Here is a 13562-nt window from a genome sequence, read left to right as displayed (position 1 = left end):
TTGGACGTCGGCGAACGACTGCAATCCATCCGTAAACTCAAAGGTCTTTCCCAGCGTGAGCTCGCCAAGCGCGCGGGTGTCACCAACAGCACCATTTCGATGATCGAAAAAAACAGTGTCAGCCCCTCGATCAGCTCCTTGCGCAAGGTGCTGGGCGGTATCCCCATGTCCATGGTCGAGTTCTTTTCCGAGGAGATCCTCCAGGAAAAACCGACGCAGATCGTCTATAAAGCCAATGAGCTGATCGACATCTCGGACGGTGCCGTCACTATGAAGCTCGTCGGGCGCGCGCACCCCAGCCGGGCGATTGCGTTTCTTAACGAGATCTACCCGCCGGGCGCCGATACGGGCGAAGAAATGCTCACCCACGAAGGCGAAGAAACCGGGATTCTGGTGGAAGGTCGTTTGGAATTGGTGGTCGGGCTTGAAACTTTTGTGCTCGAAGCCGGCGATAGCTACTACTTTGAAAGCACCAAGCCGCATCGTTTTCGCAACCCGTTCGATGTGCCGGCGCGACTAATCAGCGCAGCCACACCTGCGAACTTTTGACAGAAGAGGCGTGCTGCCAGCGTTGCAGACACACCCGTCGCTGTAACCGTGGGGCCGAATCTCCCTTTATTTAATAGGGTTGTTTCGGCCTGACGGGCTAACCGTTATACTTTCGCCGCCTGCGAAACCGTGGCCGCAGGCGTGAATAGCCACCATTGAGGGTGAACGCGTGAACCTAATTATGAAAATGCTGGCTGCACCAGCAACCGTACTGGCCCTATGGGCTGTCAGCGCTCAAGCTGCGACCAATGATGAGATTGCCAAGCGCCTGGAGCCTGTCGGCCAGGTGTGTGTCCAGGGCCAGGAATGCAAAGGGATGGAAGTTGCCGTGGCTGCGGGCGGCGGCGGTGGCGCGAAGACACCGGATGACGTGATTGCCAAGCACTGCAATGCATGCCACGGCACCGGTTTGCTGGGTGCACCAAAAATCGGTGACACCGCAGCCTGGAAAGACCGCGCCGATCATCAAGGCGGCCTCGACGGCCTGCTGGCCAAGGCCATCACCGGCCTGAACGCCATGCCGCCTAAAGGTACCTGCGCCGATTGCTCGGATGCCGAACTCAAGGGTGCAATCGAGAAGATGTCGGGTTTGAAATAAACCGATCTTCGCCAAAAAGCCGCTGACCAGCGGCTTTTTTGTGCCTGCGATTTGTACTTCTACGCTGTTCATTGCAGCAAAGACCCGGCAAGCTCGGTCCAACCCCTAATCACGGAATGTTCAGGAGGGTCGGATGGTGCAGTTGTGTTCAATCGAGCAAGCAGTTGACGACGTACTGGCGCGCTTGCCGGCGCATATCCACATGGGCATGCCGCTCGGTTTGGGCAAGCCCAACCTGTTCGTCAACGCGCTGTACCGGCGTGTCGCCAAGCTGCCGGAGCGCGAGCTGACGATTTACACCGCACTCGCCCTGGGCCGCCCGACCATGGGTGACGGGTTGCAGAAGCGCTTTCTCGAACCCTTTATCGAGCGGGTATTTGGTGATTATCCCGAGCTGGACTTTCTAGCGGATTTGCACAAGGACAGCCTGCCAAAGAACATCCGCGTGCAGCAGTTCTTCATGCAGCCCGGCAGCCTGCTGCACAGTACGTCGGCGCAGCAGGACTACGTCAGCAGCAACTACAGCCACGCCGCCCGCGATATCAACGCCGCCGGCTTGAACCTGGTGGCGCAATTGGTCGCCAGCAGCGCCGAGCACCCCGACCGGCTGAGTCTGAGCTGCAACCCCGATATCACCCTTGACCTGCTGCCGATGATCGCCAAGCGCCGCGAAGCAGGCGAAACCATCCTTGTCGTCGGCCAGGTTCACAGCGATTTGCCCTATATGCCCGGCGATGCCGAACTGGGCATGGACGCCTTCGATTACCTGATCGACGAAAAGGACAGCACCACGCTGTTCTCCACACCGAATATGCCGGTCGGCTTTCAAGACCACTTTATCGGCTTGCATGCCAGCACCCTGGTGCGCGATGGCGGCACGTTGCAGATTGGCATTGGCTCGATGGGCGATGCGTTGACCGCCGCCTTGCTGGCGCGCCAGGCCGATAACGAAGCCTATCGCTTATTGCTGACTGACTTGGATGTGTATCAGTGGGCGCCGTTAATCAGCCGCGAAGGCGGTGTCGAGCCCTTTGCCCGCGGCCTTTATGGGTGCAGCGAAATGTTCGTCAACGGCCTGCTGGTGCTGGCCGATGCCGGGATTATTCGGCGCAAAGTCTACCCGGATGTGACGACCCAGCAGCAGGCCAACGCTGGCATCCTGGATGACGCCGCGCAGCCCGACGGCGTTTCCATTCACGGCGGTTTCTTCCTCGGGCCGCGCAGCTTTTACCAGCGTTTGCAGGAAATGACTCACGCCAAACGTCTCGAATTCAACATGACCGGCATCAGCTACATCAATGAGCTGTACGGGCAGGAGGAACTCAAGCGTCTGCAACGCCTGGATGCGCGCTTTATCAACAGCGCGATCATGGTGACGTTGCTCGGCGCAGGCGTGGCCGACCAGCTTGAAGACGGCCGCGTACTCAGCGGCGTGGGCGGGCAGTACAACTTTGTTGCGCAAGGCCATGCGTTGGAGGGCGCGCGTTCGATCCTGATTCTGCGCAGCTGGCGCGAGTCGGCGGGGGAAGTCAGTTCCAATATCGTCTGGGAGTACGGCCACTGCACCATCCCACGGCACCTGCGGGATATCGTCATTACCGAATACGGCATTGCCGATTTGCGTGGTCAGACGGATGCCAAGGTGATCGAGGCGCTGCTCCAGATCACCGACTCGCGCTTCCAGAGTGACCTGATCGAACAGGCGCAAAAGGCCGGCAAACTGCCCAAGGACTTCGAGCTGGACCCCCGTTTTGCCGATAATACGCCTGAGCGGCTCAAGGGCATTCAGGCGCGGCATCGCCGGTTGTTCCCGGAATATCCGTTGGGCACTGATTTTACCGATGAGGAACGGGACCTGTTGCGCGCCCTTAACTGGCTCAAGAGCAAATTCAAGCTGACGGAGATTCTGGAATTGGGCCGGGCGGCACTGGATGCGCCGGAGCCGGAGGCGTTTCCCGAGCATTTGAAGCGCATGCGGCTGGATCAGCCGGAGGGGTTGAAAGAGGATCTGTATCAGCGCTTGTTGCTCGCCGGCCTGCAGGCCACCGCGCACTGACAGGCACCAAAAATCAAATGTGGGAGCTGGCTTGCCTGCGATAGCGGAGTGTCAGTCGACAGAGTTGTCGACTGTCAGACCCTCATCGCAGGCAAGCCAGCTCCCACATTTTTAATCGAGTTCAGGCAGTGATTACTCGATGAACGTAACTACACCACCCGCCAACGACTTAACCCGCGCCAGCGACTCAACCCGATAACCCTGCGCGTCCAGCTCCGCACGGCCACCCTGGAACGACTTCTCGATCACAATCCCCAAGCCTGCAACGGTCGCGCCGGCTTGCTTGATGATCGAAATCAGCGCCTGGGACGCCTTGCCGTTGGCCAAAAAGTCATCGATTACCAGCACGCGGTCGCTGCTGGTCAGGTGACGTGGGGAAATCGCCACGGTGCTTTCGACCTTCTTGGTGAAGGAGTACACGGTCGCCGACAGCAGGTTTTCGGTCAACGTCAGGGACTGTTGCTTGCGGGCGAAGATCACCGGCACGCCAAGGTTCAGGCCGGTCATGATCGCCGGTGCAATACCCGACGCTTCGATGGTGACGATCTTGGTGATGCCCGAGTCTTTGAACCGCGCGGCGAATTCGTCGCCGATCAACTTCATCAGCGCCGGGTCGATCTGGTGGTTCAAAAAGGCGTCAACCTTGAGGACCTGATCGGAAAGCACGATGCCTTCTTCGCGAATTTTCTTGTGCAGTGCTTCCACGGAAAGCTTCCTCTAATGGCGCGGTGTGCGCCGAAAGTAGATTAAAAAGTAGTCGATTCTAGCGCTTTAACATCGCGCGTATGTCCGCCAAGGCGGTGTTGCCGCGAACGGCCTTCACCTCGGTCGGGGTGTCGTCATTGCCTTCCCAGGCCAGATCGTCCGGCGGCAGTTCATCCAGGAACCGGCTGGGGGCACAATCGATGATCTCGCCGTATTGCTTGCGTTTGGCGGCGAAGGTGAAGGCCAGTGTCTGACGTGCGCGGGTAATGCCCACGTAGGCCAGGCGCCGTTCCTCCTCGATGGTGTCGGCTTCAATGCTGGAACGGTGCGGGAGGATTTCCTCTTCCATGCCCATGATGAACACGTAAGGGAATTCCAGGCCTTTTGACGCATGCAAGGTCATCATCTGCACGCCTTCGGCACCGTCTTCTTCTTCCTGCTGGCGCTCAAGCATGTCGCGCAACACCAGCTTGCCGATGGCGTCTTCGACGGTCATCTCGCCTTCTTCGTCCTTCTCCAGCGTGTTTTTCAACGCTTCGATCAGGAACCAGACGTTGCCCATGCGGTAATCCGCAGCCTTGTCGCTGGAACTGTTGGTGCGCAGCCAGTTTTCATAGTCGATATCCATGACCATGCTGCGCAGGGCGCTGATCGGGTCTTCGCCGGCGCATTGCTCGCGCACCTTGTCCATGAAGCGCTTGAAGCGCGACAGGCGATCGGTGAAGCGCGTGTCCAGGTGCTCGCCCAGGCCGATTTCGTCGGTGGCGGCGTACATCGAAATCTTGCGTTCGGTGGCGTAGTTGCCGAGCTTTTCCAGGGTCGTCGAACCGATTTCCCGACGCGGCACGTTGATCACGCGCAGAAAGGCGTTGTCGTCATCCGGGTTCACGATCAGCCGGAAGTAGGCCATCAGGTCTTTTACTTCCTGGCGTCCGAAAAAGCTGTTGCCGCCCGACAGGCGATACGGCACCTGGTGGTGCTGCAACTTCAGCTCGATCAGCTTGGCCTGGTAGTTGCCTCGGTACAGGATGGCGAAATCGCTGTAAGGCCGGTCGGTGCGCAGGTGCAGGCTGAGGATTTCCACGGCCACGCGCTCGGCTTCGGCGTCTTCGTTGCGGCAACGGATCACGCGGATCTCGTCGCCGTGACCCATCTCGCTCCACAGTTGTTTTTCAAACTCGTGGGGGTTGTTGGAAATAAGCACGTTGGCGCAACGCAGGATACGGCTGGTGGAGCGGTAGTTCTGTTCCAGCATCACCACCTTCAAGGACGGGTAGTCGTCCTTGAGCAACATCAGGTTTTCCGGGCGCGCGCCACGCCAGGCGTAGATCGACTGGTCGTCGTCGCCTACCACGGTGAACTGGTTGCGCGTGCCGATGAGCATTTTCACCAGCAGGTATTGGCTGGCGTTGGTGTCCTGGTATTCGTCCACCAGCAGATAGCGGACCTTGTTCTGCCATTTTTCGAGGATGTCGGCGTGTTCCTCGAACAGCTTTACCGGCAGCAGGATCAGGTCGTCGAAGTCCACCGCGTTGAACGCCTTGAGCGTGCGCTGGTAGTGGGTGTAGACGATGGCGGCGGTCTGCTCCTTGGGGTTGCGCGCGTTTTCCAGGGCTTGGGGCGGCAGGATCAGGTCGTTTTTCCAGGCGCCGATCATGTTCTTGATCTCATCCACGCCGTCGTCGCCTGCGTATTCCTTTTGCATGATGTCGGTCATCAGCGACTTCACATCGGTCTCGTCGAAGATCGAGAAACCCGGCTTGTAGCCCAGCCGCGCATGCTCCTTGCGGATAATGTTCAAACCCAGGTTGTGGAAGGTACACACCGTGAGGCCACGGCCTTCGCCGCCCTTGAGCAGCGTGCCGACACGTTCCTTCATTTCGCGCGCGGCCTTGTTGGTAAAGGTCATGGCGACGATGTACTGGGCACGGATGCCGCAGTTCTGGATCAGGTGCGCGATCTTGCGGGTGATCACGCTGGTCTTGCCGGAGCCTGCACCGGCGAGCACCAATAGAGGGCCGCCGACGTAGTTCACGGCTTCTTGCTGCCGGGGATTGAGTCGGGACATACAGAAATCAGGGAGTCGTTGTTCAAAAGGGCGGGCATTTTAACAGGCTGGCAAGATTCTGCTGCTTTAGAACGACGGTGTGACGTACCACTCGATCTAAATTTGCCGGTTTTGATACTTTGCCGCAGGATGTGGGCACTTGTACGACGAATGCTTGCAGCTGTCGTATTTGATAACCCCTATCATTGGTGATTATCAGGCAGCACGTCATAATGCCCGCCGCCAACACAATTTTGCAGAGTCTAGGGAGCTAGCTTGTCTACGCCTGTCGAACCCTTGCGTTTGCTGCTACTGGCCGATGAGCCAGCGTGGGCAGCGTTGTTGCGCGAGTGCCTGGCGCCGATGGGCGATGGGGCTGTGCTGGTCAGCGCGCCCAACTGGGACTCGGTGAGTCGTCTGTTCGATGACGACCACAGTGCCGTGTTATTGACCACACCCAGCCTGCAACCCGGGCCAGGCCGTTGCAGCCTGCCGTGCATATTGCTGCTGGAGCAGGAACCGCTGGTTGCACCGCTGGGCGTGAGCGATTGGCTGGTCCTTGGTGCATTGGATACCGATACCTTGCGCCGCTGCCTGCGCCACGTGCGTGAGCGTGGCGTGCTGGAAAACACCCTGCAGCGCCTGGCCGAACAGGACCCGCTCACCGGTATCGCCAACCGCCAGGGTTTCCAGACCTTGCTGGCGGCGCGCCTGGCCGAAAACGAAGGCCGTGGCCTGGCCCTCGGCCATCTGGACCTCGACAACTTCCGTCACGCCAACGACGCCTTGGGCCATCAGGCCGGCGATCGCTTGATCCTGCAAGTGGTCTCGCGGCTCAAGAGCCAGCTCGAGGCCGGCGACCAACTGGCGCGCCTGGGCAGCGACGAATTTGCCCTGTTGATCGACACCCGCCGTGCGCCCCAGCGCGCCGAGTGGATGGCTGAGCGCATTACCGAAGCCATGGCCGAACCGTATTGGGTGGATGGCGAAAGCCTGCTGATCGGCTGCAGCCTGGGCGTGGCACATGCCCGTGCCCGCGCCGGGGCCGACCCGCTGATGTGGCACGCGCACATCGCCATGCAGCAGGCCAAAAGTACTCAGGGCTGCACCTTTCATATCTTCAATGAACGCATCAACCGCAACGCCCGCAGCCTGGCCGACCTGGAGAGTGAACTGCGCCGTGCGTTGCGCCGCGACGAACTGGAGCTGCACTACCAGCCGCGCCTGGACCTGGACGACGGGCATATCGTCGGCCTGGAAGCTTTGGTGCGCTGGCGCCACGGCGAGCGTGGCCTGTTGCCGCCCAGCGAGTTCGTGCCCTTGGCCGAACAGAGTGGCCTGATTGTGCCGCTGGGTTACTGGGTGATCTCCCGCGCCCTGCGCGACATGCAAGACTTGCGCGAACGCGGCCTGCCGCCGTTGCACATGGCGGTCAACCTGTCGTTTCGCCAATTCCAGGACAGCCAGCTGCTTTCCACGTTGAGCCGGCTGATTACCGAGCGTGGCGTGGAGGCGCAGTGGCTGGAGTTCGAGCTGACCGAAACCGCCGTGATGCGCCGCAGTGACCTGGTCAAGCAGACCATGGACGCCCTTGGCCGCCTGGGTGTGCGGTTTTCCCTGGACGATTTCGGCACCGGTTTTTCCTCGTTCGTGCACCTCAACAGCCTACCGATTGCCTTGCTGAAGATCGACAAGAGCTTCGTCGGCGGCATGGAAGAGCGCGAAGAAAACCGCAAGCTGGTGCACGCCATGATCAACCTGGCCCACAACCTCAACCTGGAAGTGGTCGCCGAGGGTGTGGAAACCCCCGAACAGCTGGCGTTGTTGCGCCTGTTTGGGTGTGATCAGGCCCAGGGTTACCTGATCAGCAAACCGTTGCCGTTGCCGGAACTGGTGGAGTATTTGACGTTCGGCAAGAGCCAGCAGGCTTTACTGGGTTAAATCTTGTAAGCCCAATCAAAAATGTGGGCGCTGGCTTGCCTGCGATAGCGGTAGGCCAGCCAGCCAGTTTGGCAACTGACACACCGCCATCGCAGGCAAGCCAGCTCCCACATTGACCGAGTACATTCTCTAGTCTGGTTGCATGGCCGGGAATTGCGTGTGCACTTCAGGCTCCTGCCGAATCATCCGCTTCATCTTCGCCTCAAACGCCCACGTCAGGCTGACGGCCGCACACGCCAGCCCAAGCGCCAACCCCCACCACACGCCCGTTGGCCCCCAGCCCAGGGTAAAGGCCATCAACCAGGCAGACGGTGCGCCGATCAGCCAATAGCAACCCAGCCCGACCAGGAAGGTGGTCTTGGCGTCCTTCAGCCCGCGAATACAGCCCATGGCAATGGTCTGCACGCCGTCGAACAACTCAAACCACGCCGCCACGGCCAACAGGCTGACCGCCAGCACGATGACGTCGTGGAAAGCCGGGTCGTTATGGTCCAGAAACAGCCCGATAAGCGCATCGGAAAACAGCCACAGCACAACGGCAAACCCCAACATCACCAATGCGCCAAAACCGATTCCGACCCGCCCGGCCATGCGTGCTTGCAGCAATTTACCGGCGCCGTAATGCTGGCCGATGCGCATGGTGATCGCGTAGGACATCCCCGCCGGCACCATGAACGCCACCGAAACGATTTGCAGGGCAATCTGATGCGCTGCCAATTGCGTACTGCCCATGGTGCCCATGCACAGCGCCGCGAAGGCGAACAAGCCGACCTCCACCGCGTAGGTGCCGCCAATCGGCAGGCCCAGGCGCCACAGCTCACGCAGATACTGCATGTTAAGGCGCAACAGGCCCGTGCCGAGCGGGTAGGCCGCGTAAGCGCGGTTGCTGCGGATGTACCACATCAACGCCAGGGCCATGCAGTTGGCGACGATCGCTGTTACCAGGCCGATGCCCATCAAGCCGAGCTTCGGCAGACCGAACATGCCCTCGATCAGCGCATGGTTGAGCAGGTAGTTAATGACGGTGCCGCCCAGGCTGATCACCATCACCGGTGTCGCCTTGCCGATGGCACTGGTAAAGCCGCGCAACGCCATAAAGCTCAGGTAGCCGGGCAGGGCGAACGGCAGGATGGTCAAGAATTGCCCCGCCGCCTGCACGTTGGTTTCGGTCTGGCCAAACATCAGCAGCACCGGCTTGAGGTTCCACAGCAGCAAACCGGCCACCAACGCCATCAGCCAGGCGAGCCAGAGCCCGGCCTGGGTCAGGCGCGTGGCGCCTTCGATGTCGCCGGCACCATGGCGGATGGCGACCAGCGTGCCGACGGCGGCAATCACGCCGATACAGAAAATCGCCACGAACGAATAACTCGCCGCGCCCAGGCCACCACCGGCCAGGGCTTCGGGGCTCAGGCGGGCCATCATCAGGGTGTCGGTCAGCACCATCAGCATGTGCGCCAACTGTGAGGCAATCAACGGCCCTGACAGCCGCAGAATGGCCCAGAGTTCAGTACGCACCGGATGTTGCATGATCATCACGCTCAAAAAGTCAGAGGTTGGGGAAAGGGTTGATTCTCGGCGCTCTTGAGGCATTACACAAAAGGATAAAAGCGATCACTTGCATGATTAAAACTCATGCTAGGGTTGGATATTGCTCTGAGGAGGTTCTTCCATGCCACGTCGTCTGCCTCCGCTGTATGCCTTGCGCGCCTTTGAAGCCGCCTCCCGGCACAACTCATTCACCCGTGCGGCCGATGAGCTTTCCATTACGCAAAGTGCGGTCAGCCGGCATATCCGCACGCTCGAAGAGCACTTCGCCTGCCGCCTGTTTCAGCGCAGTGGCCGCAACCTGCAGCTCACCGAAGCGGCGCGTCTGCTGTTGCCCGGCGTGCGCGAAGGCTTCGCGGCGCTGGAGCGCGCCTGCCACACCCTGAACGCCGAAGACGACATCCTGCGCATGAAGGCGCCGCCGACCCTGACCATGCGCTGGTTGCTGGCGCGGCTCAGCCGTTTCCGCGCCTTGCAGCCGGGCAATGAGGTGCAACTGACCAGCGCATGGATGAGCGTGGATGAAGTGGACTTCAACCAGGAACCTTTCGACTGCGCTGTATTGCTGAGCTACGGGCACTTCCCGGCAGATTGGGAGGCCTGCTACCTGTTCCCCGAATTACTGATCCCGGTGGGCGCGCCCAACTTGCTCAATGACGGCCCCTGGGATGTCCGGCGCCTGGCAAGCGCCGAGTTGCTGCACCCCACGCCCGACCGCCGTGACTGGCGCAATTGGCTCGAGCGCATGGGGTTGTCGTCCCAGGTGTCGCTCAAGGGCGGGCAGGTGTTCGATACCTTGGAGTTGGGCATGATCGCCGCCGCGCGGGGTTATGGCGTGTCCATGGGCGATTTGCTGATGGTGGCCGAAGAGGTGGCCCAGGGCCGCTTGAGCCTGCCGTGGCCGACGGCGGTAGCCAGTGGGGAAAATTACTACCTGGTGTGGCCGAAAACCCGCCCCGGTGGTGAGCGCTTGCGGCGATTGGCGGAGTTTCTTCAAGGCGAAGTCAACGCCATGGAATTGCCCCAGGTCGAACGCCTTGCCTAGCCTTATGTGCAATCGTTTGCGCGATACCCCTGTGAATCGCTCAAGTATTGCCCGCGCTTGCCGAATAAGGTGTGCTGGAACCCCCATTTTCCAGCGTTTCCCACCCGATAATTTGCCGAGCTGCGCTAAGAGATCAGGATGATCCTGGCCCCGGCCAGGAGCTGTCATGTCTCAACCTCGCGCTCGGATCGCCTCTCAGTTAGGCCTTGCCTTGGCCGTTATTTTAGCGGTCGTCATCAGCGGCAGTACGGTGTTTGCCCTGCGTTCCCTCGACTCGGCCAACCTCGACATCCGCGAGGAACACCTGGCCAGCGAGGCCCGCTTGCTGGCCGACCAACTCAACACCTTCCACAGCACCTTGCGCGAGAGCACTCAGCGATTGAGCGGGCTGTTTGAAAAGCGCTTTGGCGCCGGCTTGAGCGTGCGCGCGGATCAACAGGTTGCGGTGGCCGGTGTGCAGACCCCAAGCCTGCTCCTGGGCGATGAGGTGTTGAACAACAACTTCGCAGAGGTGGACGAGTTCAAGCAGATGTCCGGCGGCGTGGCCACGGTGTTTGTGCGCAGTGGCGAAGACTTCATCCGCATCAGCACCTCCCTGACCAAACAAGACGGCAACCGCGCCATCGGGACTGTGCTGGATCACCAGCATCCGGCTTACCAGCGCCTTTTGGCCGGGCAGAATTACATTGGGCGGGCGGTGTTGTTTGATCGTGCCTACATGACCCAGTACAGCCCCGTGCGCGATGCCGCTGGCAAGGTGATCGCCGTGTTGTTTATCGGCTTTGATTACACCGACGAGCAAAAGGCCCAGTTCGACAACCTCAAACGCTTCCGTATCGGCCACACCGGCTCGCTCGCCTTGTTGGACGAACAGAAGCACTGGCTGGTGCCACCGGCCGGTGTGCAGGCGTTGGACCAGGCAGTCCCGGTGATGCTTGATCTGGCCAAGAACCCAGGCAAAGGCCGCTTCTGGAGCGACAAGGACGAAGATTTCTACAGCGTTGCGGTGCCGTTCGAAGGCGGGCCGTGGTCGGTGGTGGCGAGTATGCCGAAGTCCGAAATACGTGCAGTCACTTGGGCGGTCGGTATTCGCCTGGTGATCGGCAGCGTGCTGGCGATGTTGCTGGCAGTAGGCGCGGCGGTGTGGTTGCTGCGCAGAAAATTGCAGCCTTTGAGCGACTTGGTACGCCAGGCCGAAGCCTTGGGCGCCGGCGATTTGAGCGCTCGCTTGAATGTGTCCAGCCATGACGAAATCGGCCAGTTGGCGAGCAGCTTCAACCAGATGGGTGAGGCGCTGTCGACCATGGTCTCGCACATCCGTAAAGCGGCCGAAGAGGTCAACAGCCGAGCCCAGGCGTTGTCCGGCCTGTCGGGTGGGGCCTATGAGGGCATGGAGCAGCAGTCCGGCGAAATCACCAGCATGGCAGGCGCAGTGGAAGAGTTCAGCGCCACCTCGCTGAACATCGCCGACAACATGGGCAATACCGAGCGACTGGCCCAGGAAAACGCCCAGCAGACGCGTATTGGCCGCACCTCGATGCAAGAGGCGTCGTCGTCGTTGGAGCATATCGCCACCGCCCTGAACAGCACGGCCACGGTGATCAACACCTTGGGCCAGCGCTCCCAGGAAATTGGCGGGATCGTCGGCGTGATCACCTCGATTGCCGAGCAAACCAACCTGCTGGCGCTCAACGCCGCCATCGAGGCGGCGCGGGCCGGTGAACAAGGCCGGGGCTTCGCGGTGGTTGCCGACGAAGTGCGCAACCTGGCCTCGCGCACGCGCCAGGCCACCGACGAAATCTCGGTGATGATCCAAAGCATCCAGCAGGAAACCGGCAACGCCATCAGCACCATGGAACACGGCAACGTGTTGATGCAGGAAGGCCTGTCGCGCAACGCTGACGTGGCCTCGGCCCTGGCGCGCATCGACGAGCAAAGCCGTTCGGCAGGCCAGCAATTTGCTGCCATCACCACTGCGACCCAGGAGCAGAGCAGCACGGCCAACGTGCTGAGCAGCAACCTGCAGAGCATTGCCCTGGCCAACAGCGAACAGCGCGAAGTGGTGTCGAACCTGGCCATTACCGCCAAGGAACTGGAAACCCTGGCGGCCGGCTTGCGGCACGAGGTTGACCGTTTTCGTTAAGGCTTAATGCTCGCCCAGGCCTGGGTCCACGCGCTTGCCGATGTCCTTGAGGCGCGCCAGTTGGTCGACCATCCCCGGTGCCTCGTCCATGCTGGTGACGAAGGTCCACAGGTAGGTCATGACCGCGTAGATGTGGCCGGCCTTGACCGCCGGCGACAAAGCCAGCTGGCTGATCGCGACCACAAACAGCAGGGCTGCCAGCGTGCCGAGAAACAGGTACGCGGCGGCCTCGCGGTCGGACAGCCAGATGCGCAGGCGTGACAGCACCTGGTAGTGGCGACGCAAGGTGGGTGCGCCGACTTTTTCCACCAGGCCGATTTCCTTCTCCAGGCGATCATTCAGGCGCTCATGCAGCTCCTGGTTGCGCTGGGCAAAGCGTGGCAACAGCGTCACACACAGCAGCAGGGCGGCCAGGCACGCCAGGCCGACCCACGGCTCAATCACGATCAGCATCACCGCCGCGCCGATAATCGAGACCAGCGCCGTGGCGATAATCGGCACGTGTTTTTCAAAGAAGTCGACGAATTCGCGCGCAAGCACCACCCGCGCGGCGGATTTTGAGGTGCTGTGATTCTGCTGGCGCTGGTTGAGAATCACCGGCACCGCAAGGTCGGCGTAGATTCGCGTGAAGGTGCGCGTATCCAGCGCGCGCCGCGCCGCGCCGACCACCCAGAACGCCATCACCACCAACGCATAGAACAACGCGCTGGTGGCATCGCCACGGATAATCGAGTCCACCGCAAACCCGGCAAACAGCGGGTAGGCCAGCAGCAGCGCATTCTCCAGCGCCACCAGTGACAGTGTGCAGAACAGCTTGCCGGGGTAAGCCTTGGCAATCGCCTTGAGCGTTTGGCCGGCGGATTGCTGGCCGATTTTCTTGCTTTCTTCAATCAGGATTTGCGGGGTCACGGATGACATGAGTGCACCAAAGGG

The 13562-nt window shown here is 60.8% G+C and carries 10 protein-coding genes; 6 read left to right on the top strand and 4 right to left on the bottom strand.

Annotated features, from left to right (window positions below; genetic code table 11):
* From PSH96_RS28555 to PSH96_RS28545, 3 genes are all read left to right on the top strand, one after another.
* Positions 1 to 549, top strand: a complete 549-nt coding sequence (locus PSH96_RS28555) for a cupin domain-containing protein (RefSeq protein WP_017135864.1) — start codon at positions 1 to 3, stop codon at positions 547 to 549.
* Positions 550 to 730: 181 nt separating this feature from the next.
* Positions 731 to 1147, top strand: coding sequence for a cytochrome c5 family protein (locus tag PSH96_RS28550; RefSeq protein WP_099488297.1), 417 nt, complete (start codon positions 731 to 733; stop codon positions 1145 to 1147).
* Positions 1148 to 1280: 133 nt separating this feature from the next.
* A complete protein-coding gene (locus PSH96_RS28545; protein ID WP_305456609.1) occupies positions 1281 to 3203 on the top strand; it encodes an acetyl-CoA hydrolase/transferase C-terminal domain-containing protein in 1923 nt (640 codons plus the stop codon).
* A gap of 132 nt (positions 3204 to 3335) precedes the next feature.
* Here PSH96_RS28545 and PSH96_RS28540 read toward each other — a convergent pair whose 3' ends face one another.
* Both PSH96_RS28540 and rep read right to left on the bottom strand, forming a co-directional pair.
* A complete protein-coding gene (locus PSH96_RS28540; RefSeq protein WP_053258645.1) occupies positions 3336 to 3908 on the bottom strand; it encodes a xanthine phosphoribosyltransferase in 573 nt (190 codons plus the stop codon).
* Positions 3909 to 3966: 58 nt separating this feature from the next.
* Complete coding sequence (gene rep / locus PSH96_RS28535) at positions 3967 to 5976, bottom strand: DNA helicase Rep (protein WP_056860818.1); 2010 nt, start codon at positions 5974 to 5976, stop codon at positions 3967 to 3969.
* 255 nt (positions 5977 to 6231) lie between these two features.
* Between rep and PSH96_RS28530 the strand changes: the two genes are divergently transcribed.
* Positions 6232 to 7896 (top strand): bifunctional diguanylate cyclase/phosphodiesterase, encoded by a 1665-nt coding sequence (locus PSH96_RS28530; RefSeq protein ID WP_305456606.1) that lies wholly within the window; start codon positions 6232 to 6234, stop codon positions 7894 to 7896.
* 129 nt (positions 7897 to 8025) lie between these two features.
* Here PSH96_RS28530 and PSH96_RS28525 read toward each other — a convergent pair whose 3' ends face one another.
* Positions 8026 to 9429 carry a NorM family multidrug efflux MATE transporter gene (locus PSH96_RS28525; protein WP_305456604.1) on the bottom strand — a complete coding sequence of 468 codons (1404 nt, stop codon included), beginning with the start codon at positions 9427 to 9429 and terminating at the stop codon, positions 8026 to 8028.
* A gap of 136 nt (positions 9430 to 9565) precedes the next feature.
* Between PSH96_RS28525 and PSH96_RS28520 the strand changes: the two genes are divergently transcribed.
* Both PSH96_RS28520 and PSH96_RS28515 read left to right on the top strand, forming a co-directional pair.
* Entirely contained in the window at positions 9566 to 10486 is a 921-nt protein-coding gene (locus PSH96_RS28520; protein ID WP_305456602.1) for a LysR substrate-binding domain-containing protein, read from the top strand.
* 166 nt (positions 10487 to 10652) lie between these two features.
* Positions 10653 to 12629 carry a methyl-accepting chemotaxis protein gene (locus PSH96_RS28515; RefSeq protein WP_305456600.1) on the top strand — a complete coding sequence of 659 codons (1977 nt, stop codon included), beginning with the start codon at positions 10653 to 10655 and terminating at the stop codon, positions 12627 to 12629.
* A gap of 3 nt (positions 12630 to 12632) precedes the next feature.
* Here PSH96_RS28515 and PSH96_RS28510 read toward each other — a convergent pair whose 3' ends face one another.
* Entirely contained in the window at positions 12633 to 13547 is a 915-nt protein-coding gene (locus PSH96_RS28510) for an ABC transporter six-transmembrane domain-containing protein (protein WP_305456597.1), read from the bottom strand.
* Positions 13548 to 13562: the final 15 nt, after the last annotated feature.

The sequence above is a fragment of the Pseudomonas sp. FP2338 genome, assembly GCF_030687515.1.
Classification (GTDB): domain Bacteria; phylum Pseudomonadota; class Gammaproteobacteria; order Pseudomonadales; family Pseudomonadaceae; genus Aquipseudomonas; species Aquipseudomonas salomonii.
The sequence above is the reverse complement of the archived record's forward strand: the minus strand, read 5'-3'. Positions and strand labels throughout refer to the sequence as shown.

Bases quoted from the DNA above. Each gene is read 5' to 3' on its own strand.
- PSH96_RS28550 (WP_099488297.1), top strand. From the start codon at position 731: ATGAAAATGCTGGCTGCACCAGCAACCGTACTGGCCCTATGGGCTGTC.
- PSH96_RS28545 (WP_305456609.1), top strand. From the start codon at position 1,281: ATGGTGCAGTTGTGTTCAATCGAGCAAGCAGTTGACGACGTACTGGCG.
- rep (WP_056860818.1), bottom strand. From the start codon at position 5,976: ATGTCCCGACTCAATCCCCGGCAGCAAGAAGCCGTGAACTACGTCGGC.
- PSH96_RS28525 (WP_305456604.1), bottom strand. From the start codon at position 9,429: ATGATCATGCAACATCCGGTGCGTACTGAACTCTGGGCCATTCTGCGG.
- PSH96_RS28520 (WP_305456602.1), top strand. From the start codon at position 9,566: ATGCCACGTCGTCTGCCTCCGCTGTATGCCTTGCGCGCCTTTGAAGCC.
- PSH96_RS28515 (WP_305456600.1), top strand. From the start codon at position 10,653: ATGTCTCAACCTCGCGCTCGGATCGCCTCTCAGTTAGGCCTTGCCTTG.
- PSH96_RS28510 (WP_305456597.1), bottom strand. From the start codon at position 13,547: ATGTCATCCGTGACCCCGCAAATCCTGATTGAAGAAAGCAAGAAAATC.